Source organism: Flavobacterium potami, assembly GCF_020026915.1.
Taxonomy (GTDB): domain Bacteria; phylum Bacteroidota; class Bacteroidia; order Flavobacteriales; family Flavobacteriaceae; genus Flavobacterium; species Flavobacterium potami.
Map to the genome: position 1 here is coordinate 190,151 of NZ_JAINUY010000003.1, position 20,471 is coordinate 210,621.

General features: G+C 32.2%; 21 protein-coding genes. 8 read left to right on the forward strand and 13 right to left on the reverse strand.

The annotated features are described in order from the left end of the window. Nucleotides 1-150 precede the first annotated feature (150 nt). From K6T82_RS10420 to K6T82_RS10460, 9 genes are all read right to left on the reverse strand, one after another. Complete coding sequence (locus tag K6T82_RS10420) at nucleotides 151-579, reverse strand: hypothetical protein (protein ID WP_223705873.1); 429 nt, start codon at nucleotides 577-579, stop codon at nucleotides 151-153. A 141-nt stretch (nucleotides 580-720) separates the two neighbouring features. Next, nucleotides 721-1,593, reverse strand: coding sequence for a succinate--CoA ligase subunit alpha (gene sucD, locus K6T82_RS10425; protein ID WP_057118027.1), 873 nt, complete (start codon nucleotides 1,591-1,593; stop codon nucleotides 721-723). A gap of 86 nt (nucleotides 1,594-1,679) precedes the next feature. Next, nucleotides 1,680-2,042, reverse strand: coding sequence for a nuclear transport factor 2 family protein (locus tag K6T82_RS10430; protein WP_223705874.1), 363 nt, complete (start codon nucleotides 2,040-2,042; stop codon nucleotides 1,680-1,682). A gap of 1 nt (nucleotide 2,043) precedes the next feature. Continuing rightward, entirely contained in the window at nucleotides 2,044-2,973 is a 930-nt protein-coding gene (locus K6T82_RS10435) for a UDP-3-O-(3-hydroxymyristoyl)glucosamine N-acyltransferase (RefSeq protein ID WP_223705875.1), read from the reverse strand. A gap of 206 nt (nucleotides 2,974-3,179) precedes the next feature. After that, nucleotides 3,180-3,746: an elongation factor P gene (gene efp / locus K6T82_RS10440; RefSeq protein ID WP_223705876.1), complete on the reverse strand. Its 567-nt coding sequence runs from the start codon at nucleotides 3,744-3,746 to the stop codon at nucleotides 3,180-3,182. 97 nt (nucleotides 3,747-3,843) lie between these two features. Beyond that, nucleotides 3,844-4,629 (reverse strand): acyl-ACP--UDP-N-acetylglucosamine O-acyltransferase, encoded by a 786-nt coding sequence (gene lpxA, locus K6T82_RS10445; protein ID WP_095951251.1) that lies wholly within the window; start codon nucleotides 4,627-4,629, stop codon nucleotides 3,844-3,846. A gap of 72 nt (nucleotides 4,630-4,701) precedes the next feature. After that, a complete protein-coding gene (locus tag K6T82_RS10450; protein WP_223705877.1) occupies nucleotides 4,702-6,090 on the reverse strand; it encodes a bifunctional UDP-3-O-[3-hydroxymyristoyl] N-acetylglucosamine deacetylase/3-hydroxyacyl-ACP dehydratase in 1,389 nt (462 codons plus the stop codon). Then, nucleotides 6,083-7,126: a UDP-3-O-(3-hydroxymyristoyl)glucosamine N-acyltransferase gene (gene lpxD, locus K6T82_RS10455; protein WP_223705878.1), complete on the reverse strand. Its 1,044-nt coding sequence runs from the start codon at nucleotides 7,124-7,126 to the stop codon at nucleotides 6,083-6,085. Before lpxD ends, K6T82_RS10450 begins: the two co-directional genes overlap by 8 nt. A gap of 39 nt (nucleotides 7,127-7,165) precedes the next feature. Then, nucleotides 7,166-8,395, reverse strand: coding sequence for an HD domain-containing protein (locus K6T82_RS10460; protein WP_223705879.1), 1,230 nt, complete (start codon nucleotides 8,393-8,395; stop codon nucleotides 7,166-7,168). A 225-nt stretch (nucleotides 8,396-8,620) separates the two neighbouring features. Between K6T82_RS10460 and porX the strand changes: the two genes are divergently transcribed. From porX to K6T82_RS10485, 5 genes are all read left to right on the forward strand, one after another. After that, nucleotides 8,621-10,174: a T9SS response regulator signal transducer PorX gene (gene porX / locus K6T82_RS10465; RefSeq protein ID WP_223705880.1), complete on the forward strand. Its 1,554-nt coding sequence runs from the start codon at nucleotides 8,621-8,623 to the stop codon at nucleotides 10,172-10,174. A gap of 111 nt (nucleotides 10,175-10,285) precedes the next feature. After that, entirely contained in the window at nucleotides 10,286-10,693 is a 408-nt protein-coding gene (gene tsaE / locus K6T82_RS10470) for a tRNA (adenosine(37)-N6)-threonylcarbamoyltransferase complex ATPase subunit type 1 TsaE (RefSeq protein WP_223705881.1), read from the forward strand. A 100-nt stretch (nucleotides 10,694-10,793) separates the two neighbouring features. Then, entirely contained in the window at nucleotides 10,794-11,267 is a 474-nt protein-coding gene (locus K6T82_RS10475; protein ID WP_223705882.1) for a GNAT family N-acetyltransferase, read from the forward strand. Nucleotides 11,268-11,351: 84 nt separating this feature from the next. Beyond that, complete coding sequence (locus K6T82_RS10480) at nucleotides 11,352-12,551, forward strand: alanine dehydrogenase (protein ID WP_223705883.1); 1,200 nt, start codon at nucleotides 11,352-11,354, stop codon at nucleotides 12,549-12,551. A gap of 36 nt (nucleotides 12,552-12,587) precedes the next feature. Beyond that, a complete protein-coding gene (locus K6T82_RS10485; RefSeq protein WP_223705884.1) occupies nucleotides 12,588-12,962 on the forward strand; it encodes a DUF4258 domain-containing protein in 375 nt (124 codons plus the stop codon). A 130-nt stretch (nucleotides 12,963-13,092) separates the two neighbouring features. Here K6T82_RS10485 and K6T82_RS10490 read toward each other — a convergent pair whose 3' ends face one another. After that, complete coding sequence (locus tag K6T82_RS10490; RefSeq protein WP_223705885.1) at nucleotides 13,093-13,758, reverse strand: uracil-DNA glycosylase; 666 nt, start codon at nucleotides 13,756-13,758, stop codon at nucleotides 13,093-13,095. A gap of 228 nt (nucleotides 13,759-13,986) precedes the next feature. Here K6T82_RS10490 and K6T82_RS10495 point away from each other — a divergent pair, with 228 nt between their 5' ends. Further along, the gene (locus tag K6T82_RS10495; RefSeq protein WP_223705886.1) at nucleotides 13,987-16,152 is read left to right on the forward strand and encodes an endonuclease MutS2; all 2,166 of its coding nucleotides are present in this window, start codon (nucleotides 13,987-13,989) and stop codon (nucleotides 16,150-16,152) included. Between the two features lie 270 nt (nucleotides 16,153-16,422). Further along, nucleotides 16,423-16,836, forward strand: coding sequence for a thiol-disulfide oxidoreductase DCC family protein (locus K6T82_RS10500; RefSeq protein ID WP_223705887.1), 414 nt, complete (start codon nucleotides 16,423-16,425; stop codon nucleotides 16,834-16,836). 106 nt (nucleotides 16,837-16,942) lie between these two features. Here K6T82_RS10500 and ettA read toward each other — a convergent pair whose 3' ends face one another. The 3 genes from ettA to holA form a co-directional block, all read right to left on the reverse strand. Next, on the reverse strand, nucleotides 16,943-18,634 hold the full coding sequence (gene ettA / locus K6T82_RS10505) for an energy-dependent translational throttle protein EttA (protein WP_223705888.1): 1,692 nt from the start codon (nucleotides 18,632-18,634) through the stop codon (nucleotides 16,943-16,945). A 59-nt stretch (nucleotides 18,635-18,693) separates the two neighbouring features. Further along, nucleotides 18,694-18,870, reverse strand: a complete 177-nt coding sequence (locus K6T82_RS10510) for a CAL67264 family membrane protein (RefSeq protein ID WP_223706182.1) — start codon at nucleotides 18,868-18,870, stop codon at nucleotides 18,694-18,696. Between the two features lie 69 nt (nucleotides 18,871-18,939). Continuing rightward, nucleotides 18,940-19,944 (reverse strand): DNA polymerase III subunit delta, encoded by a 1,005-nt coding sequence (gene holA, locus K6T82_RS10515; protein WP_223705889.1) that lies wholly within the window; start codon nucleotides 19,942-19,944, stop codon nucleotides 18,940-18,942. A 69-nt stretch (nucleotides 19,945-20,013) separates the two neighbouring features. On the opposite strand from holA, the gene K6T82_RS10520 reads away from it, so the two are divergent. Then, nucleotides 20,014-20,466, forward strand: a complete 453-nt coding sequence (locus tag K6T82_RS10520) for a type I restriction enzyme HsdR N-terminal domain-containing protein (RefSeq protein ID WP_223705890.1) — start codon at nucleotides 20,014-20,016, stop codon at nucleotides 20,464-20,466. Nucleotides 20,467-20,471 lie beyond the last annotated feature (5 nt).

Below are 20,471 nucleotides of genomic sequence, written 5' to 3' on the forward strand. Positions count from 1 at the left end.
AAAATTTGAGAATCAAAAAAGGCATACATTTTTTGCGTTTATTTCGAAGTAAAACACTAAAAAAAATCTTTCTATATAAACTAAATAATTAAAACAAAAAAGCCCTGCTCAATTTCAGCAGGGCTTGCAATTTTAATTTCTTACAGCAAATTAAAAAGCTACATTCCATCTTGGTAATTTTCCACTACCATCTAAGAAATTTTGCAAAACCTGACCTTCAACAGCTGTTGGAATTGCTTGTACATCTGCATTGAAAGTTTCGTACCAAACTACTTCAAGAGCAGAAATATTCTCTAATTTCATTTGTGCTGGCCAAGAATATTTTCTTCCTGTTTTTGCAAATTGATGTCCGTTTACAATTTTATCGTACAATCCACCGTTTTTGCTTTTTAAAGTTCCATCATTTTGAACAGTACCAGTAGAACCAACCATAATTAATTCTTTTTCTTCACCTTCAACAGCATACACGACAAAAATCCCTGCACTTCCTTCTGGAGCGTTACAAACTTGTTCTAAACTATCTTCAATTGTAAAAGTAAAACTGTTGCTTACTTTAAATTTTTCTAAATCTTTACTCATATTTTCTTTTCTAGCTTCTAAGATACTGAGGTTCTAAGATGCTAAGTTTTTTTTCTATATATACCTCAGTTTTTAAAATGTAAAAAAGTCTCAACTAATAATTGAGACTTTTTTTGAATTTATTATTTCGAGACTTGAAGATTATCCAAGTACTTCTTTTACTTTTTTACCAATTTCAGCTGGTGAATCAACAACATGAATTCCGTTGTCTCTCATGATTTGTTTTTTAGCAGCAGCAGTATCATCAGAACCACCAACAATAGCACCTGCGTGACCCATTGTTCTACCAGCAGGAGCAGTTTCTCCAGCGATAAAACCAATAACTGGCTTACGGTTACCATCAGCTTTTACCCATCTTGCAGCATCAGCTTCTAATTGACCTCCGATTTCACCAATCATAATGATTGCTTCAGTTTCTGGATCGTTCATTAATAATTCAACAGCTTCTTTAGTTGTAGTTCCAATAATTGGATCTCCACCAATACCGATAGCTGTAGTGATTCCTAAACCTTGTTTTACAACTTGGTCAGCAGCTTCGTAAGTTAACGTTCCAGATTTAGAAACGATACCAACTGTTCCTTTTTTGAAAACGAAACCTGGCATAATACCAACTTTAGCTTCACCTGGAGTAATTACACCTGGACAGTTTGGACCGATTAATCTTGAATTTCTTTCTTTAACATAATTATTTGCTTTAATCATGTCTGCTACAGGAATTCCTTCTGTAATAGCAATAATTACTTTAATTCCAGCATCAGCAGCTTCCATAATTGCATCAGCAGCAAAAGCTGGCGGAACGAAAATGATAGAAGTATCAGCTCCAGCTTGATCAACAGCATCTTTTACTGTGTTAAAAACCGGACGATCTAAATGGCTAGTCCCTCCTTTTCCTGGAGTAACACCACCAACAACATTAGTACCGTACTCAATCATTTGAGAAGCGTGGAAAGTTCCTTCGCTTCCTGTAAATCCCTGAACAATTATTTTGGAATCTTTATTAACTAAAACACTCATGATATATATTTTATGTAGTTTTTAAATTTGTGTTGCAAAAATAAGGTTTTGTAATGTATTTTGCCTCTTTTATTGTCAAAAAAATATTAAGAAAATTGACTCATTTGGTAACCTCTGTAAAGTTTGTCGTCTTTGATCTGCCAAATTGTTGAAAAATGAGCCAAAAGCATCTCTTCTCTTGGGTTCTCAATTGTTTTTACAAAATGAGAATAACGTACTGATACTAAATCATCTTCGCTAATAATATGACTAATTCTGACCTTTGAACGTACGTAAGCACGACTAAGATCATTTGCCATTTCAAGAATAGAATCATAATCCATCTGAATAAAACCTTTACTGCTGTTCCATTCCAATATTACTTCCGGATGCAGATATGTTTTTAAAATTTCACTATCAATTAACGCATCTGACTTATAAAATTTCTGAACAAACTCTTTTATAGACATATTACTTCAATTTACTTAAAATTTCAGGAATCTTCTTAATATTAGCTAATTGTTTCAATTTTTCTCTGGATTCTTCAATTGGAGTCCCAAAGTACGATTTTCCTCCTTCAACAGATTTAGTTACACCTGTTTGTCCCATTACAACCGCCTTTGAACCAATTGTAATACCACTTGTGGTTCCTACTTGCCCCCACATTGTAACTTCATCTTCAATAATTACACAACCAGCAATACCTGTTTGTGAAGCAATTAAGCATTTTTTACCAATAACAGTATCATGACCGACATGCACTTGATTGTCTAATTTTGTTCCCGCTCCAATTGTTGTATCTCCAGTAACACCTTTGTCAATTGTGCACAAAGCACCAATTCCGACATTATCTTCAATAACAACTCTTCCTCCAGAAACTAACTGATCGAAACCTTCTGGTCGTTTTTTATAATAAAAAGCATCTGCTCCTAAAATAGTCCCAGCATGAATGATAACATTATCACCTATTACGGTATGATCGTAAATAGAAACATTAGAATGAATTAGACAGTTTTTCCCAATTTTAACATGGTTACCCACGAAACTATTAGGCTGAATTATTGTTCCCTCACCTATTTCTGCTGTTGGTGCAATAGCAACATTAGCAAACTGAAAAGGTTTAAAATGTCTTATTAGAATATTAAAATCTCTAAACGGGTCATCAGAGATTAAAAGCGCTTTACCATCTGGACATTCAACTTCTTTGTTTATTAAAACAATTGTTGCAGCAGATTGCAAAGCTTTATCGTAGTATTTTGGATGGTCAACAAAAACAATATCTCCAGGCTCAACGACATGTATTTCGTTCATGCCTAAAACTTGAAAGTCTTTGTCACCAATAAATTTGCAGTTAAGCAAATTAGCAATTTCTTGTAAAGAATGACTCTTTGGAAATTTCATATAGTATAATTAGAAAACTTGTAAATTAGAAAATGAGTCAATTAGATAATTAATATACAAAATTGTGTTGATCCAAAAATTATCTATTTGACTCATCGTCATATTATCTCAATTAGAAATGAGTCAATTAGAATATGAATATACAAAATTTTGTCGATTCACAAATTATCTAATTGACTCATTGTCAAATTTATCTTAATTAAAATTTATTCTTTTACACGCTCCATATATGAACCTGAAGCTGTATCGATCTTAATTTTATCGCCTTCGTTGATGAACAACGGAACGTTAATATTTGCTCCTGTTTCTACTGTAGCATTCTTTGTTGCGTTTGTAGCTGTATTTCCTTTTACTCCTGGCTCTGCGTAAGTAACTTCAAGAATTACAGATGCAGGCATATCTACTGAAAGTGGTAAATCTGTTTCTGTATTAATTTGAACCATTACGTTTGTTCCTTCTTTTAACAAATCTGGAGCATCTAAGATGTTTTTGTTTAAAGAAATTTGCTCAAATGTTTCAGCATTCATGAAGTGAAACTCGTCACCTTCTGGATATAAAAACTGGAATGTATGTGTTTCAACACGAATAACATCAATTTTGTGACCTGCTGAAAAAGTGTTGTCTAATACTTTTCCTGAAGTTAAACTTTTCAATTTAGTTCTTACGAAAGCTGGACCTTTTCCAGGTTTTACGTGAAGAAATTCAATAATTTTATAGATATCGTGATTAAATTTAATACACAATCCGTTTCTAATATCTGATGTAGATGCCATTTGTTTTTTTTTATTTTATTACTTTTTTGTTTAATCGTTTAACCGTTTAACTGTTTATCCGATTAAACGATTAAACAAATAAACAATTAAACTTATTTTAATAGTTACCTGAATAACCTTTCATAATTCCTCGAGAAGAATTTCTAATAAAATCTAGAATTTCATCTCTTTCAGGAGTTGCTTCCATTTCAGCTTCAATAATACTTAAAGCTTGAGTGGTATTGTAATTCTTTTGGTATAAAATTCTGTAGATTTCCTGAATCTCTCTAATTTTTTCAGTACTAAATCCTCTTCTTCTTAACCCAACTGAATTAATTCCAACATAAGACAAAGGCTCTTTTGCTGCTTTTGTAAAAGGAGGAACATCTTTTCTTACCAAAGATCCCCCAGAAATCATAGCGTGATCTCCAATATGAATAAATTGGTGAATTGCTGCTAAACCGCCAATTACAGCATGATTCCCTACAACTACGTGACCCGCAAGAGCAACACCGTTTACAATAATAGCATTATTCCCTATTTCACAATCGTGTGCAATGTGAGCATAAGCCATCACTAAACAATTATTTCCAATAACGGTTTGACCAGAAGCAATTGTACCTCTATTTATAGTTACACATTCTCTAATAGTACAATTATCACCAATAATTGCAAGAGAATCTTCTCCTCCAAATTTTAAATCTTGTGGCACTGCAGAAATTACAGCTCCTGGAAAAATATTACAATTTTTACCAATTCGAGCTCCTTCCATAATGGTCACGTTTGAACCAATCCAAGTACCATCACCAATAACAACATTATTGTGAATTGTTGTAAATGGCTCTATTACAACGTTTTTAGCGATTTTCGCGCCTGGATGAACATATGCTAATGGTTGATTCATCTATGTTTTATATTTTTAATTAAAATATTCTGATTTGAGGCAACAAACCTAAACAATAAATTTGATAATTTATTATTGTTTTCTTGCAATTTGTGCCATTAATTCCGCTTCAGTTACTAATTTCCCATTTGCATAAGCGTTTGCCTGCATATGACAAATTCCTCTTCTGATAGGAGAAATCAATTCACACTTAAAAATTAAGGTATCACCAGGCAATACTTTATGTTTGAATTTTACATTATCAATTTTCATAAAGTAAGTAAGGTAATTTTCAGGATCTGGAACAGTGCTTAAAACTAAGATTCCTCCTGTCTGTGCCATTGCTTCAACGATTAGAACTCCCGGCATAACTGGTGCTTCTGGAAAATGTCCTACAAAGAAATTTTCATTCATTGTAACATTTTTCAAACCAACCACATGACGATCAGACATTTCAATAATTCTGTCGATTAACAAGAAAGGTGGTCTATGAGGAAGCATTGCCATAATTTTATGAATATCCATCAAAGGTTCTTGATGCAAATCATAAGTTGGAACATGATTTCTCTGTTCTATTTTGATAATTTTAGCCAATTTCTTTGCAAATTGAGTATTTACAAAGTGACCTGGTTTGTTTGCAATAATTTTTCCTTGAATACGAACTCCAATAAGAGACAAATCTCCAATAACATCAAGTAATTTGTGTCTTGCGGCTTCGTTTGGATAATGTAATGTAAGATTATCTAAAACACCATTTGGTTTTACAGAAATTTCATCTTTACCAAATGCCTTCTTTAAATTCTCCATTGTAGATTCAGAGATTTCTTTATCTACATATACAATTGCATTATTTAAATCACCACCTTTAATAAGTCCGTGTTCTAATAATGATTCTAATTCATGCAGGAAACTAAAAGTTCTTGAACTTGCAATTTCTGTTTTAAAATCAGAAAGGCTTTTAAGTGTTGCATTTTGAGTACCTAAAACTTTAGTACCAAAATCTACCATTGTAGTTACCTGATACTCATCGCTTGGCATAACTAGAATCTCACTACCTGTTGCTTCGTCTGTAAAAGAAATTACTTCTTTTACCACGTAAACATTACGACTAGCTTCTTGTTCTTCTATTCCGGCTTTCTCAATTGCTTCTACAAAATATTTTGATGAACCATCCATGATAGGTAGTTCAGAGGCATTCAATTCAATAATAATATTATCCAGATCGCAACCAACTACCGCTGCCAAAACGTGCTCAGGAGTTTGAATTTTAACTCCTAGTTTCTCAAGATTTGTACCTCTTTGAGTATTAACTACGTAATTAGCATCAGCTTCAATAACTGGTTGACCTTGCAAATCAACTCTCACAAAAGTGAAACCATTATTAACGGGAGCAGGTTTAAAAGTCATTGTAACTTCTTTTCCAGTGTGCAAACCAACTCCTGTTAGCGAAATTTCATTTTTGATGGTCTTCTGTTTAACCATTATTTCCATTTTTTGGGTTTATTATTTGTTTTTTTAATTCTTCAACTTCAGCCACAATTTTAGGCAGATTCTTAAAATGAACATACGACTTATTAAAATCTGTATATCCAAGAGATGGCGTTCCTTGTAAAACTTCATCATCTTTAATATTTCTGGCTACACCCGACTGTGCTTGAAGCCTAACATTGTTACCTATTGTTAAGTGACCTGCGATACCTACTTGCCCGCCAATCATACAATTCTCACCGATTTTAGTAGAACCAGCAACTCCGCTTTGAGCAGCAATAACGGTATTTTTACCAATCTCTACATTATGAGCAATCATAATTTGATTGTCTAATTTTACTCCCTTTCTAATAATGGTAGAACCAAGAGTTGCTCTATCAATTGTTGTATTAGCACCTACATCTACATTATCTTCAATAATCACATTACCAATTTGTGGTACTTTACTATATTCTCCATTTTCATTTGGTGCAAAACCAAATCCGTCAGCTCCAATAATTACCCCGGAATGAATCGTACAATTGTTTCCGATAACAGATTCTGAATAAATTTTTGCTCCAGCAAAAATGAATACATTATCTCCAATAACAACATTATCTCCAATAAAACTGTTTGGATAAATTTTCACATTATCTCCTAAAACAACATTTTGGCCGATATAGCTAAAACTTCCTAAATAAAGATTTTCTCCATGTTTAGTTCCTTCAGACATAAAAGACTGAGGTTCGATACCCGTTTTGTTTAATTTGACTTGATTGTAAAAATGTAAAAGCTTAGAAAATGCTGCATATGCATCTTCTACTTTTATAAGTGTAGTGGTAATTTCCTGTTCTGGAACAAAGCTGTCGTTAACAATTGTAACTGTCGCTTTTGTACTATATATATAATTGATATACTTGGGATTAGCCAAAAAAGTTAGCGATCCATTTTCACCTTCTTCGATCTTAGAAAGCTTAGAAACTTCTGCATTGGGATTCCCAACAACTTCTCCTTCTAAAATTCCTGCTATTTGTTCTGCTGTAAATTTCATCGCGACAAAAATATAAAAAATAGGTTTTAAATGTTAATTTTAGATAAGTTGTTTTGGAAAACAGATGTAATATTTTGTTACCAATTTAGATAACGATTTCAAATTCAGCTGGTCAGAAGCTTCAACAACGTCTTCAATTGTTTTATCTTTTTTCAAAATTCGAATAGGTTCAGCTTCCTTACTATATGCCTGATTTTTAATTTTTCCTCTAAAAATAAAATACCCCGCTTCTAATTGACTGATATGATGCTGACTGGCAAACTTTTCTTTTAAAGACTGAGATTCTTCCATGGAAACTTTTTCGGCACTCATTTTAATTTTAAGTAAATCTCTGTTTATAATCATCTTACTTAAAGTACTTAACACAAAATCATCGTTTCTCTGCCAAGCTTTTAGAGCACTAATAATATCAAAATCATCTAATTGTGAAAACAAGTCAAGTTTTTCGGCATCAAAATCTTCGAGAGTTATTTTATTGTGCATGAAATAAGAAAGTGGTTCACTGCATGGAAGATCAATTCCTTTTAAAATTAATTCTTTGGCTCTTTTCAAAACTTTCATTAAAATTAATTCTGCAACCAGACTTGTCTTGTGTAAATAAGCCTGCCAATACATTAATCTTCTGGAAAGCAAAAATTTCTCTACCGAATAAATTCCCTTTTCTTCAATAACTAAAACGTCATTTTCAACATTCATCATCTGAATCAATCGTTCAGAATTTACATTCCCTTCTGCAACTCCAGTATAAAAACTATCTCGTTTCAGGTAGTCCATTCGATCCATATCTAACTGACTTGATATCAATTGCAACATGAATTTTCTATGATATTCTCCTTTAAAAACTTGAATTGCTAAACTTAATCTTCCATCAAATTCTTCATTCAGCTGATTCATAAATAATAACGAAATAGCCTCATGATGAACATCTTCCACAATACTTCTTTCCATTGCATGAGAAAAAGGTCCATGCCCGATATCATGAAGTAAAATAGCAATTAATAACGCATTTTCTTCTTCTTCAGAAATTACAACATCTTTAAAACGAAGCGTATCAATTGCTTTTTTCATCAAATGCATGCATCCTAAAGCATGATGAAAACGAGTATGATTGGCTCCCGGATACACCAAATATGACAATCCCATTTGCGAGATTCTACGAAGACGCTGAAAATAAGGATGCTGAATTAAATCGTAAACAAGCTCATTCGGAATCGTTATAAAACCATAAATGGGATCATTGAATATTTTTAGTTTGTTGATCTGAGTCACTAGTGCGATATTTTTTAGGTGAACAAATATAAGTAAATAAGTATAAAGACATTGGTGTTTTTTATTTAAAAATAAAAGTTCAATTTAGGATGATTATCAATAAAATAGGTCAAAAAATGTTAAAATTCAAATTAAAATCATAGTTTAACTTTGGTAATTTTATACTATTTTTAATACTTTTTAAGTTCTATAACTTTAAATTGCAGTAAAAATTATAACAGATTTATGGATAAGATAAAAATACTTTGGGTCGATGACGAAATCGATCTTTTAAAGCCCCACATATTATTTCTAGAAAAAAAGAATTACGAAGTTACAACCTGTAATAACGGTCTTGATGCCATTGCATTATTTGAGGAAGATAACTTTGACATTGTTTTTTTGGATGAAAACATGCCTGGAATGAGCGGATTAGAAACTCTTTCTGAAATGAAAGAAAAAAAATCAGCTATTCCGATGATTATGATTACCAAAAGCGAGGAAGAATATATAATGGAAGAAGCCATTGGTTCTAAAATCGCTGATTACTTGATCAAACCTGTAAATCCGAATCAGATTCTATTGAGCTTGAAGAAAAACTTGGATGATTCGAGATTAATTACTGAAAAAACCACTTTAGATTACCAAAAAGAATTTAGAAAAATAGCAATGGAATTGGCTATTGTCAATTCTTATGAAGATTGGGTTGAGTTGTATAAAAAATTACTTTTCTGGGAATTAAAACTGGAAGATATTAACGACACAGCAATGATTGAGATTTTAGAATCTCAAAAGGTGGAAGCCAATTCTCAATTTGGAAAATTCATCGAAAGAAATTACGAAGACTGGTTTGCTCCTAAAGCAGATAAACCAATCCAATCTAATACCTTATTTAAGGAATTAGTTGTTCCTGAACTTAAAAAGAAAGACAAACCTGTCCTTTTTGTGGTAATTGACAACCTTCGTTACGATCAATGGAAATCTTTTGAAAGCGTAATTTCAAATTACTACAAATTAGAAAAAGAAGTTCCTTACTACTCTATTCTTCCAACTGCTACGCAATATGCGAGAAATTCTATTTTCTCAGGTTTAATGCCATTAGAAATGGAGAAACAATTTCCGCAATATTGGAAAAATGATGTAGAAGACGGTGGAAAAAACCTTTATGAAGCTGAATTTTTATCGGCTCAATTAAAACGTTTAGGATTAAACATTAAAGAAGATTATTTCAAAATTACCAATTATGCTGGCGGAAAAAAACTGGCAGAAAACTTCAAGGCTTTAAAAGGAAACGACTTAGTTACTGTAGTTTACAATTTCGTAGATATGCTTTCGCATGCTAAAACAGAAATGGAGGTTGTAAAAGAATTAGCTTCAGATGACAAAGCGTATCGTTCTTTAACTTTAAGCTGGTTTAAGAATTCACCTTTATTAGAAATCATTCAACAAGCCCAAATTTTAGGTTTCAAATTAATCTTGACAACAGATCACGGAACAATTAATGTAAAAAATCCATCGAAAGTTGTAGGTGATAAAAATACAAGTCTGAATTTACGATACAAAACCGGTCGTAGTTTGACATATGAGCAAAAAGATGTTTACGTAGTAAAAGAGCCAAAAACGATTGGTTTACCGGCAATTAACATGAGTAGTTCGTTTATTTTTGCTAAAAATGATTTCTTTTTGGCTTATGTAAACAATTACAATCATTATGTAAGTTATTACAAAAACACGTATCAGCACGGTGGAATTTCATTAGAAGAAATGATTATTCCGTTCTTGGTTTTCAATCCGAAATAATTAAAATTTGCCACTAATGCCACGAATTTTCACTAATTTCTTTTTAAACTCAAAAAAAGTATACTTTAATTCGTGAAAATTCGTGAAATTCGTGGCAAAAATAAAACTACAATGAATATCATTTTTTCATTAGATCAAATCAAAGAAGTTGCAGAGCAGATTATTGCTTCAAATCCTAAAAAAATCATTCTTTTTAATGGAGAGATGGGAGTTGGAAAAACAACTTTGATCAAACAATTATGCAAAACTTTAGGAGTTGAAGACGCAACAAGCAGTCCAACTTTTTCTTTAGTTAACGAATACCATACATCCAATAATCAAACTGTTTACCATTTTGATTTTTACAGATTAAATAAGGAAACCGAAGCACTTGATATGGGTGTTGACGACTATCTATATTCAGGAAATTGGTGTTTTATTGAATGGTCTGAAAAAATTGCTAATTTAATTCCAGAGGAACATTCTACAATTAATATTGAATTGTTGGTGGATGGAAAAAGAGAATTGAATTTAGCATAAAACTTTGCAAGACTTTGATAAATCTTCTTGAATCTTTGCGTTTTTTTTTACAAAGACTCACAAAGATTTTCCACAAAGATTCTCTAAGAAAAACAATAAAATGAATACCACAAAACAAGTTCAAATAGTCCCTTTTTCTCAAGATTTAAAAAGCCATATCAAAACCTTGAATATTGCTTGGCTTGAAAAGTATTTTAAAGTAGAAGACAAAGATCACTTAACGCTTTCAAATCCACAGGAAGAAATCATTGATAAAGGCGGGATGATTTTCTATGCAAAATATAATGACGAAATTCTTGGAACTGCTTCTTTAATGAAAATTAATGATTCAACATACGAATTAAGTAAAATGGCTGTCTCAGATCATGCCCAAGGCCTCGGAATTGGCAATAAACTTTTAGAACATTGTCTTACTATTGCGAAAGAAAACAATATCAAAACGCTGTTTTTATATTCCAACACCATTTTACTTTCAGCTATTCATTTATATAGAAAATTTGGTTTCACCGAAATTCCTTTAGAAACAGGTATTTATGCCAGAGCTAATATCAAAATGGAGAAAAAAATATCTTAACATTATAAGTACAGTATTATCAGAATTTTTACACCAATTTTAAATCTTTTTACGTAATTTGTACCTTTAATTTTTTGCACACCCATGTCAATCACATTAACTCCATTTACAAAACAACAGTTGCTCCCACAAGAAGAAAAACTTGAGGTTGGTCGTTTTAAAAGAGAACTTTTTATAGGAATTCCTAAAGAGACAAGCTACCAAGAACGTCGTATTTGCCTAACTCCCGATGCTGTAAACTCACTTACATATGCAGGACATCGCGTTATGATTGAATCTGGAGCCGGAGAAAGTTCGAGCTATACGGATAAAGAGTATGCAGATGCTGGTGCAGAAATAACAAAAGATACAAAAAGAGTTTTTGGCTGTCCGTTTTTGTTAAAAGTAGAACCGCCAACTTTAGCTGAGATTGAAATGATTAATCCTGAAACGGTAATTATTTCAGCTATTCAGTTAAAAACCAAAAAGAAAGCATTCTTTGAAGCTTTAGCACAAAAGAAAATTACAGCACTTGCCTTTGAATATATCAAAGATGAAGACGGATCTTATCCTGCTGTAAAATCCTTAAGCGAAATTGCGGGAACTGCTTCAATACTGATCGCAGCAGAACTAATGATTACGGACGAATTTGGAAAAGGCCTTTTGTTTGGAAACATAACAGGCGTTCCTCCTACTGAGGTTGTAATTCTCGGCGCAGGAACAGTTGGTGAATTCGCTGCAAAAACCGCAATCGGATTAGGCGCAAACGTAAAAGTTTTTGATAATTCAATTACGAAACTACGTCGTTTGCAAAACAATTTAAATCAAAGAATTTTCACTTCGACTATACAACAAAAAGGTTTATTAAAAGCTTTAAGACGTTGCGATGTAGCCATTGGCGCAATGAGAGGAAAAGAAAGATGTCCGATTGTAGTGAATGAAACTATGGTGGAGCATATGAAAAAAGGTGCTGTTATTGTTGATGTTAGCATCGATACTGGTGGTTGTTTCGAAACTTCGGAAGTAACTACCCATGAAAAACCAACATTCATAAAAAGCAATGTTCTGCACTATTGTGTACCTAATATACCTTCTCGTTATTCTAAAACAGCCTCATTATCAATAAGCAACATCTTGACACCTTATCTACATCAGATAGCCGAAGATGGTGGTATCGAAAGTGCCATTCGCTGCAATAAAGGCCTTAAAAACGGAATCTATCTTTATCACGGAATCCTTACCAATAAAGCAATTGGGGATTGGTTCGATTTGCCTGACAACGATATTAATTTACTTGTATTTTAAGGGAACTTTAATGTACCTTTGCAAAAATTTTATTTCATGAAGTTCGTACACCGTTTTGCATATTATTTGATTGGCCTAGTTATGGGATGTTTTGTTGTAGCAGCCATCTTTAGTGGAAAAGATACTCGTTGTAATTATTTTCCAAATGCCAGAGTCTTAAACAACCTGAGAACAAAACCTTTTCAATATTCTCCAAAAGCAATTCAAACCTTAAATGAAAAATGGGTTGATACCGCTGACATCAGAAACACTTTAACTTACGGGGATGTCGATTTCGACCAAAGCAATGTTCCGGTTAAAAGTGGAAAACTATATATTATTGAAGGGAAAACAGTAAAAAATCAAGAAATCATTCTAAAAGTAGTGAATTATGAAAATAAAGCTGTTTTAGAAGAAATCATAAAAAAATAAAACAAAAAATCTTTTGTCTCTCTCAGATTCAAAAGATTTTTTTTTATTAATTGTATTTCTCAAAAAGTTACAAAGACACAAAGTTTTTCCTTTGTCCCTTTGTCACTCTGAAACTTTGTCACTTAAAAAATCACCATTCAATTTCTTTCAATCCTTTAGATTTTAGAAAATCATTTGTTTGTGTAAAATGTTTATTCCCAAACCAAAATCCACGATTGGCACTTAATGGCGAAGGATGTCCCGATTTTAAAATATGATGTTTCGAAGCATCGATCAAAGCCGCTTTCTTTTGAGCAAAGCCTCCCCAAAGCAAGAAAACAACATTTTCTTTTTCATCAGAAATTTTCTTAATAACGGCATCTGTAAATTTTTCCCAGCCTTTACCCTGATGACTTCCTGCTTCAGATTGTCGAACTGTTAAAGTTGCATTTAAAAGAAAGACTCCCTGATCTGCCCAACGTTCCAAATTTCCAGTTTTAGGAAGAGGTTTTCCTAAATCAGTTTCAATTTCTCTAAAAATATTATATAAAGAAGGCGGAAATGGAATACCGTCATTTACAGAAAAACACAAACCATTTGCTTGATTCGGCCCGTGATAAGGATCTTGACCAATAATTACCACTTTTACTTGATCAAAATGACAATGATCAAAAGCAGAAAAAATTTGATTTCCTTTAGGGTAACAAACTTTTGTCGCGTATTCAGATTTTACAAAATCAATTAAAGTGTTGAAATATGGTTTTTCGAATTCTTCGTTCAATACTGGTTTCCAAGAAGAATGCATTTTTACGTCCATAATTTTTTTATGCGAATTTCAGAAATAATTACTTAAAATCAAAAAGACTCAAGTCGAAAGTCAAAAGTCGAAAGTGGAAAGTTGAAAATCTAAGAAAAATGAAAACCAAACAAAAACCTCATAATTACTAATTCCCAACTCATAACTCATCATTAATAATTAATAACTAAGAATTCACAATTCATTATTGTTTTCGTACTTTTGCTTTTACTTTCATAAAGAAATTAAATGATCAGTATTACAGAAAAAACATTACAAGACTTACAATTTCCAACTGTACTCGAAACCATTTCAGATGGTTGTAACACCGATATTGGAAAGGAAAAAGCTTTACAAATAAAACCATTTAGAGATAAAGAAGAATTAATGCAATCGCTGATGCAGACATCAGAGTATGTTTCTTCTTTTCAAAATAATAACGCCATTCCGAATCACGGATTTGATGCTATCACACACGAAATTAAATTCTTAGCAATTGAAGACAGCTTTCTTGAAGTAGGAAGTTTCAGAAAAATTGCCAATCTTTCTGCAACTACAAATGTATTATTGAACTTCTTGAAAAAGTTTGATGATTATTATCCGAATCTAAATGCAAGAGCTTCAAGAGTAGAATTGACAAAAGACATTATCACTGCAATTGATGCAATTGTGGATAAATACGGAGAAATTAAAGACAATGCTTCTCCTGCTCTTTCTGGAATTCGTCAGAATATGAATTTGGTTCGCGGAAAAGTAAATCAAAGTTTTGGTTCGGCTTTAACTCAGTATAATAGTTTGGGTTATTTGGATGATATTAAAGAAAGTTTTGTACAAAATCGTAGAGTTCTAGCGGTTTTAGCCATGTATCGCCGTAAGGTAAAAGGCTCTATTTTAGGAAGTTCCAAAACCGGAAGTATTGCCTATATCGAACCTGAAGCTACTTTAAAATATTCTCGCGAATTAGCCAATTTAGAATACGAAGAAAAAGAAGAAATTACGAGGATTTTAAAAAACTTATCAAATGTAATTCGTCCTTATCTTCCTTTACTAATTGAATATCAGGATTTTTTAAGCGACGTAGATGTAGTCGCTGGGAAAGCAAAATATGCAAATCGAATCAACGGAATTTTACCAGCAATTACAGAAGAAAGAAGATTATTTTTTAGAGAAGCGTATCATCCGATTTTGTATTTGAATAACAAACAAAAAAAAGAAGTCACTCATCCGCAAACTATTGAATTAAAACAAGAAAATAGAATTATTGTAATTTCCGGTCCAAATGCAGGTGGAAAAACAATTTCCTTAAAAACAGTTGGTTTATTACAATTAATGCTGCAATCTGGAATTCTTATTCCAGTTCATGAAAGAAGTGAAACTTTCTTATTTGATAGAATTCTGACTGATATTGGAGACAATCAATCCATTGAAAATCATTTAAGTACATATAGTTATCGATTAAAAAACATGAATTATTTTTTAAAGAAATGTAATCGAAAAACCATGTTTTTAATTGACGAATTTGGTACAGGTTCTGATCCTGAATTGGGAGGAGCTTTGGCTGAAATTTTCTTAGAAGAATTTTACCATCGAGAAGCTTTCGGAATTATCACAACTCATTATTCTAATTTAAAAATTCTGGCTAACGAATTACCGTACGCAACAAATGCCAATATGATGTTCGACGAAAAGTCATTGGAGCCAATGTATAAATTAGCTTTGGGTCAAGCCGGGAGTTCTTTTACTTTTGAAGTTGCTCAAAAGAATGGAATTCCATTTGGACTAATCAACCGTGCGAAAAAGAAAATCGAAGTTGGAAAAGTTCGTTTTGATAAAACTATTGCGACGCTTCAAAAAGAGAGATCGAAATTGGAAAAAACTTCTTTGAATTTAAAAGAAGAAGAAACTCGTGCACGTGAAGAAAGTAAAAAGATGGAAAACATCAATACGAGAATTCAACAGAAATTAGAAAGCTATCAGGAATTATACGACAGCAACCAGAAGATTATTTATATCGGACAAAAAATTGATGATATTGCCGAGAAATATTTCAACAACAAAAATAAAAAAGAACTTATTGGTGAATTCTTGAAAATTGTTGAAATTGAAAATTCTAAACGTAAAAAAGCAACTCCAAAAGAAGTAAAAGCAAAAGTTGAAAAACAAAAAGAAATTATTGCCGAAGTTTCTGTAAAAGTTGAAGAAATACGAAAAGAGAAAAAAGAGAAAAAACTTAAACCCGTTATAGAAAAACCAAAGCCAATTTTAAAAGTTGGTGACCGAGTAAGAATGCTTGACGGAAGATCAGTCGGTAGTATTGATTTGATCGAAAAAAATAAAGCAACTGTAAATTATGGCATTTTTACTTCGAAAGTAAGTTTAGATGAATTGGAATTGGTTGAAGCGGTTAAAAAATAAGTTTTCAATCGCAGTCACAGTCAGTCTTGAAATTGACTAAAAAAAGAGCAAAATTAAAATAAAGCGATTTAAAAGACGTTTTCTTTTTTAAAGCAAAATATCATTACGGTTTTTTAAAATTGGATTTAAACAGATTTATGAAAGCTATTTTTGATTTATAAATTTTATCACAAATCAAAAAACAATAGATAAAAATAATTTAAAATTATATACGTTATAGCTTTGTCAAAGTTTAGAACTTTGACAAAGCTTTACTTTTAAAATTAAAAAATGGATAATCTTCCAAAAAATAAAAAAATAATTCTTTTTGACGGAGTTTGTAATCTCTGTAGTTCCGCTGTACAATTCATTATCAAACATGACAAAAAAGATATTTTTAGATTTGTGGCATTGCAATCTGATTTAGGAATCTCAATTTGCAGACATCTAGGAATAAGTTTTTCTAAAATGGATAGTATTATTTTGTACAATCCAGGAATAGCATATTTCTACAAATCTTCTGCTATTCTCGAAATCGCTAAAAATTTTGGAGGTATCTGGAAATTAACACCTATTTTTAGAATTGTACCCATTTTTATAAGTGACAGAATTTATGATTATGTTGCAAAAAACAGATACAATTGGTATGGCAAAAAAGAAAGCTGCATGATTCCGACTCCTGAATTGAAAGCTAAGTTTTTGTAAAATTCCAATTTTTCTCAAACTAGATCGAGAAACTTAAAATATAAAAAAATCCCAAATTCACATTGATTGGAATTTGGGATTTTTTATATTGAAATTTTCAGATTTATTATCTAATTAATTTTCTGTATTTCAAACGTTTTGGAGTTAAATCACCACCAAGACGTTTTTTCTTGTTTTCTTCATAATCAGAGAAACTTCCTTCGAAGAAATAAACTTCAGAATCTCCTTCAAAAGCTAAGATGTGTGTACAAATTCTATCTAGGAACCATCTGTCGTGAGAAATAATTACAGCACAACCTGCAAAATTCTCCAAACCTTCTTCAAGAGCACGAAGTGTATTTACGTCAAGGTCGTTCGTAGGCTCATCTAGTAAAAGTACGTTTCCTTCTTCTTTCAAAGTCATTGCCAAGTGCAAACGGTTACGTTCTCCACCAGAAAGCATCGAAACTTTTTTGTTTTGCTCTCCACCACCAAAGTTGAAACGAGATAAATAAGCTCTTGAGTTTACTTGCTTCCCTCCCATCATAATCAATTCCTGACCATCTGCGAAGTTTTCCCAAATAGATTTATTCGGATCAATATTAGAGTGCGACTGATCTACGTAAGCAATTTTTACAGTTTCTCCAACTGAAAATTCTCCACTGTCCGTAGCTTGTTCGCCCATAATCATTTTGAAAATAGTTGATTTACCAGCACCGTTTGGTCCGATAATTCCAACAATTCCAGCTTGTGGCAAAGTAAAGTTCAAATTATCATACAATAATTTTTCACCAAAAGCTTTTGCTACATTTTTAGCTTCAATAACATTTGTTCCTAAACGTGGACCGTTCGGGATATAGATCTCTAGATTTTCATCTAGTTGTTTTTGATCTTCATTTAACAATTTGTCGTAATTCTGTAAACGCGCTTTTTGTTTTGTCTGACGACCTTTTGCACCTTGACGAACCCACTCCAACTCACGTTCTAAAGTTTTTCTTCTTTTAGAAGCCACTTTTTCTTCTTGAGCCATACGGTTTGATTTTTGATCTAACCAAGAAGAATAATTTCCTTTCCATGGAATACCTTCTCCTCTATCCAACTCCAAAATCCATCCTGCAACATTGTCCAAGAAATAACGGTCGTGCGTTACAGCAATTACAGTACCAGCATATTGTGCCAAATGTTGCTCTAACCATAAAACTGACTCAGCATCAAGGTGGTTGGTTGGCTCATCCAAAAGCAATACATCTGGTTGTTGCAATAACAAACGACATAAAGCTACACGACGACGCTCACCTCCTGAAAGATTTTTGATTGGCGTATCTCCTTCTGGAGTACGTAAAGCATCCATTGCAATTTCTAATTTTGTATCAATTTCCCAAGCACCAAGCGCATCAATTTTATCTTGTAAAGCTGCTTGACGATCCATTAATTTATCCATTTTATCTGGATCTGAATAGTTTTCTTCAAGACCAAACAAATCATTGATTTGATTGTACTCTTCTAAAACTGCCATAGTTTCAGCAGCTCCCTCACGAACTACTTCGATAACCGTTTTAGAATCGTCAAGGATTGGTTCTTGTTCTAAGTAACCTACTGTATAACCTGGCTGAAAAACTACATCACCTTGATAATTTTTATCAACTCCCGCAATAATTTTTAAAAGAGAAGATTTACCAGAACCGTTAAGACCTAGAATACCAATTTTAGCTCCATAAAAGAAACTTAAATAAATATTCTTAAGTACCGGTTTGTCTGCTCCTTGATAGGTTTTACTCAATTTCTGCATTGAGAAAATTACTTTCTTATCGTCTGACATTTTTTATGTTCTTTATATAAATTAATTATTTTTCTATTGAATTTTATTATTTATTGAGATTAAACTCTACCTTTTAAAGCATTGAAAACCCATGCATTAGCAAGGAAACCTACACCGGTCGCAGCAAATCCCCAGCCTGATACTTCTCTGTATCTAAAAGCTCCAAGACCTATAAGCAACAATCCCATAAGTACCATTATAAAAGTAGCCCATCCTAAAATGGTATTTTTATTCATTCCCATAATTGTGTAATTATTTTTAGTAGTAAAATTTTCAGAAAGGCAAATATCGTGAATTTTAATGGCTTAATTAAATATTTTATACAGCATTTCTTTAAGCAAATCAGATTGCGGCAATGCATTGGCTCCCACACCTTTACTCTTAACATCAATATCTCTTAACGCAGCTACAATCTGGCTTACCTTTCGCATTGGGAAATTTTTTACCGCCAAATCATATTCTTTTAAAAAAAAAGGATTCACTCCCAGAGCCGAAGCGACGTTTTTTGGATTTTTATCTTTTAAACCATGGTACTTTAAAAGCTGAACAAAAAATCCGAATACTAAACCAGTTGTCATCACTAAAGGATATTCTTTAGGATTATGAGCAAAATTCTCCGCTATTTTATAAGCCTTCAACTGATTACGTTCTCCAATTGCTTTTCGAAGTTCGAATACATTATAATCTTTGCTGAAACCGATATTCTCTTCAATATGTTCTGCCGTAATCATGGTACCCTGGGGCAAAATAATTTGAAGTTTTTCTAACTCATTATTAATTTTACTTAAATCGGTTCCCAAAAACTCCACCAACATTGCATTTGCTTTTGGATCAATTGTATATTTTTTTCCTGCTAAAACACGTTTAATCCAGTCACCTACCTGATTCTCATATAATTTTTTGCTCTCATAAACAATTCCATTCTGAGCCAATAATTTCGTTACTTTTTTACGCTTATCAAGAGTTTTGTATTTGTAGCAAAAAACAAGTACCGTAGTTTCCATCGGATTATTTACATACGATTCAATTTTATCAATTGTCCTAGATAAATCCTGTGCTTCTTTGACAATAACGACCTGACGATCAGCCATCATCGGATAACGCTTAGCTGTTGAAACAATTTCATCCACAGAAACATCTCTTCCATACAAAACGGTCTGATTAAAACCTTTTTCTTCTTCAGCTAAAACATTCTGCTCGATATATTCTGATAACTTATCTATATAATAAGGTTCTTCACCCATTAAAAAATAAATTGGCTTAATATTTCCGGCTTTTATATCATTAACGATTTTTACAACTTCGTCCATTTAAAATTTGTTTCAAGTTTAAAGTTTCAAGTTAGTTTGAAACAAAAAACTATTTTATATTTTTGCTTTATGCAGCGATTAAATTTTCCAATCTATAGTTTTCGATTCAAAAATAGCGAAAATAAAGTGTCTATTTTTGATGAAATAAGAAAAAAATTTATAATTCTTACTCCAGAAGAATGGGTCCGTCAGCACGTAGTTCATTATTTAATTTACGAAAAAAAATATCCCAAATCGTTAATTAACGTAGAGAAAGTTTTAAAAGTCAACGGGTTAAGAAAACGATACGATATTGTTGTTTTTAACTCTGATGGTTCTATACATATATTGGTAGAATGCAAAGCACCCGAAATTAAAATCTCTCAAGCAACTTTTGATCAGATTGCACGTTACAATATGACAATGCAGGCACGGTTTTTGAATGTGACAAACGGACTAAACCATTTTTATTGTCAAATGGATTTCGAAAACGAAAAATATGAGTTTTTGAGAAACCTGCCTGATTATAAAGAAAACCATTAACAAAG

Coding starts and splice junctions, on each gene's coding strand:
- K6T82_RS10490 (WP_223705885.1), bottom strand. CDS start 13,758: ATGGACGTAAAAATGCATTCTTCTTGGAAACCAGTATTGAACGAAGAA.
- sucD (WP_057118027.1), bottom strand. CDS start 1,593: ATGAGTGTTTTAGTTAATAAAGATTCCAAAATAATTGTTCAGGGATTT.
- K6T82_RS10480 (WP_223705883.1), top strand. CDS start 11,352: ATGTCAATCACATTAACTCCATTTACAAAACAACAGTTGCTCCCACAA.
- lpxD (WP_223705878.1), bottom strand. CDS start 7,126: ATGAAATTTACAGCAGAACAAATAGCAGGAATTTTAGAAGGAGAAGTT.
- K6T82_RS10510 (WP_223706182.1), bottom strand. CDS start 18,870: ATGAATAAAAATACCATTTTAGGATGGGCTACTTTTATAATGGTACTT.
- K6T82_RS10420 (WP_223705873.1), bottom strand. CDS start 579: ATGAGTAAAGATTTAGAAAAATTTAAAGTAAGCAACAGTTTTACTTTT.
- K6T82_RS10520 (WP_223705890.1), top strand. CDS start 20,014: ATGCAGCGATTAAATTTTCCAATCTATAGTTTTCGATTCAAAAATAGC.
- K6T82_RS10485 (WP_223705884.1), top strand. CDS start 12,588: ATGAAGTTCGTACACCGTTTTGCATATTATTTGATTGGCCTAGTTATG.
- lpxA (WP_095951251.1), bottom strand. CDS start 4,629: ATGAATCAACCATTAGCATATGTTCATCCAGGCGCGAAAATCGCTAAA.
- K6T82_RS10450 (WP_223705877.1), bottom strand. CDS start 6,090: ATGGTTAAACAGAAGACCATCAAAAATGAAATTTCGCTAACAGGAGTT.
- efp (WP_223705876.1), bottom strand. CDS start 3,746: ATGGCATCTACATCAGATATTAGAAACGGATTGTGTATTAAATTTAAT.
- holA (WP_223705889.1), bottom strand. CDS start 19,944: ATGGACGAAGTTGTAAAAATCGTTAATGATATAAAAGCCGGAAATATT.
- K6T82_RS10435 (WP_223705875.1), bottom strand. CDS start 2,973: ATGAAATTTCCAAAGAGTCATTCTTTACAAGAAATTGCTAATTTGCTT.
- K6T82_RS10500 (WP_223705887.1), top strand. CDS start 16,423: ATGGATAATCTTCCAAAAAATAAAAAAATAATTCTTTTTGACGGAGTT.
- K6T82_RS10430 (WP_223705874.1), bottom strand. CDS start 2,042: ATGTCTATAAAAGAGTTTGTTCAGAAATTTTATAAGTCAGATGCGTTA.
- tsaE (WP_223705881.1), top strand. CDS start 10,286: ATGAATATCATTTTTTCATTAGATCAAATCAAAGAAGTTGCAGAGCAG.
- K6T82_RS10475 (WP_223705882.1), top strand. CDS start 10,794: ATGAATACCACAAAACAAGTTCAAATAGTCCCTTTTTCTCAAGATTTA.
- K6T82_RS10495 (WP_223705886.1), top strand. CDS start 13,987: ATGATCAGTATTACAGAAAAAACATTACAAGACTTACAATTTCCAACT.
- porX (WP_223705880.1), top strand. CDS start 8,621: ATGGATAAGATAAAAATACTTTGGGTCGATGACGAAATCGATCTTTTA.
- ettA (WP_223705888.1), bottom strand. CDS start 18,634: ATGTCAGACGATAAGAAAGTAATTTTCTCAATGCAGAAATTGAGTAAA.